At 41.2% G+C, this 2,295-nt stretch carries 2 protein-coding genes; both read right to left on the minus strand.

From position 1 onward, the window contains the following. Window positions 1-70 precede the first annotated feature (70 nt). Window positions 71-766, minus strand: a complete 696-nt coding sequence (locus QUA40_RS28440) for a hypothetical protein (RefSeq protein ID WP_333132018.1) — start codon at window positions 764-766, stop codon at window positions 71-73. After that, window positions 754-2,130 carry a hypothetical protein gene (locus QUA40_RS28445; RefSeq protein ID WP_333132020.1) on the minus strand — a complete coding sequence of 459 codons (1,377 nt, stop codon included), beginning with the start codon at window positions 2,128-2,130 and terminating at the stop codon, window positions 754-756. Before QUA40_RS28445 ends, QUA40_RS28440 begins: the two co-directional genes overlap by 13 nt. Window positions 2,131-2,295 lie beyond the last annotated feature (165 nt).

The following is a 2,295-nucleotide window of genomic DNA, read 5'->3' on the forward strand; positions in this document are numbered from 1 at the left end:
AGTTACATCAGCAAATATTTGGAATTGGTTTACTCACTGCTGTTATTGTACCTCACCTTTGTAAGAAATGCTATATCTCTAAAGCGGTAGTAAAGTCTTCTGCTTTTGCGTATGCCTCTGCTATTGCTGATAAAACTTCTACTTTTGCGTGTGCCTCTGCTATTGTTGATAAAATTTCAGGCTTCGGCTCTTTACCGCAAACCTTGTCCTTGATTTTCAACAGGGCGGGAAAATTTTTCACTTGCGCTTGTATCCTTACTATTCCCACCAAAGCCTCCATTTGTTCTGGGTTACTCTCAATCTGTTCAGCAATTTCAAGTGCATCATCAGTAAAAGGGCTTGCCTCAGCTTTGGCTATTGCAATTCCACAAAAAGCCTTTGCCCTATAGGTTAGCCAATCAATCCGCCTTGCCGTTTCAAACGCACCAGGAAAATTTCTTGCCTCAGCTTGCGATATTGCAATTGCCGACAAAGCCTCCCATTGATAATGCTTAATTTCAATTTCTTCAACAGTCTCTAGTGCGGTAGTAAATTCCCTCACTTTGGCTGCCTCTTGTGCTATTCTCATTAAGGCATCTGGTCTGTGTGAACAGTCAATTTTTTTAGCCGTTTCACGGGCATCGGCAAACTTTCTTACTTCAGCTTGTGCTATTACAATTTTTTGTAATAAATTAGTTTTTTTCTTTTCATTTGCAATACCATTTGCTCTTTCTAAATGTTTGGTTAAAATGGCTTTAATCTTGCCTTTATTCCCTATGTACCCCACACTTTAGCTATACCTATACTTATCAAAAAAAAATCAATTTCTGGTCGATTGTTAATTTTTTGTAGAGTGGCGATCGCTTCTTCAACCATTCCTACCTCGGCCTGAACATTTGCTAGATAAACAAACAAATTTACTTGATGCAATGGGTTGTCTATCTTATTATCTGCTGTTTCAAGAGCTTCAGTCAAAGTGGCTTGTGCTGATGCCCTGTCGCCAACTTCTATTTGGGCTTTTGCTATCTCCTTTATCAATCCTTCCCAGTCTAAGGGTGAAACAAGTGTGTTTACGATCTCAAGAGCGTTGGTAAAGGTAGCAGAATATTCTATATCTCCTTTCTGCGCCTGCCCTTTTGCTATATTTATTAGCTCTAATACTTGCTTTGACTCCGGTCTAATACTCTCGACAGTTTTCAGGGCAGCAGTAAAGTTACCAAAATTCCTAAGATGCGCGCACAAAATACAGCGGTAGCTATTATCAAAAAGCTTTTGCTCTAAAGAAGTACAGATATTCTCACTCACTTCAAAAACATAGGCGAGTAGGTAAGTAGCATACTGGCTGTGCCACTTTATATCTGGATGAGTTGATAAACGAGGCAATTCCTGCTGCTGCAATCGCTTCAGTGTTTCCTCTGCTTCCTTAAATCTGCCTGTATCTTTCAACTCCCACGCCAGCAATAAATACCACAATATACGCCGCTCAATTTCATATAAATCTGTCAGTCTCCAAGCTCGTTCTAAATAGCCTTTCCGCAAAGCATCTAGGGGTGAATCTTGCGCTGTAGTCTGCAACAGTTTCCGTGCGTGTAACAGCATAAATTCTGCCATTTCTCCTGCTTTGTCTTCCTCGGCGGCGGCTAACAAGGCAGTCTGCACTGTCTTTAAAGGCAAGTCAGGCTCATCGGGAAACTGTTCAATGGAGTGCGAGTAAAAGTCTTCGTTACGTGCGATCGCATACAACTCCTCGCACCGCTTCGCTTCGCTTAAATGTTCTGCATAGTATCTCAAGGCATAACGACTCTGCTTTCCCTGCCCATGACTACAGTAGTTAATCAACTTATTCAAGGCATCCTCACCATCGTCACCCAATTGGATAGCAAACGTCGTCCCCAATAGTGGGTGGGCAAAAGTGTAGGATTCATCCTTTGAAATCTTTATCCAGCGAGTCACTTGCCAACACTGATGTAGTTGGCGTAAACTGCGATCGCGCATTCCCGTAATTGCCTTAACATCTTGTTTTTCAAGTACGCCTTTCGCTACTGCCAACAGTGCAAAAAACTGCCACCTTTCATCGGGCAAATCTAGTTCATCTAAGCGCTTTAACTGCTGCTTGACATAGTTCTCAAATTCCTTTGGCGTTTGTGCCAATAGTTGTCGTATATCTTGTTTTTGTTTTGCAGCGTGACTCAACTCATTAATTAGATAACTCAGATAAAGTGGAAAGCCTTTAGTAATTTCGGCTCTTCAGAACTTGTGGTGATAAGTTTATCTAATCAAGTGCTAAAATGTTTAATGTTTTTGAGTGGTTAAATC

Source organism: Microcoleus sp. Pol11C3 (assembly GCF_036701485.1).
Taxonomy (GTDB): Bacteria; Cyanobacteriota; Cyanobacteriia; order Cyanobacteriales; family Microcoleaceae; genus Microcoleus.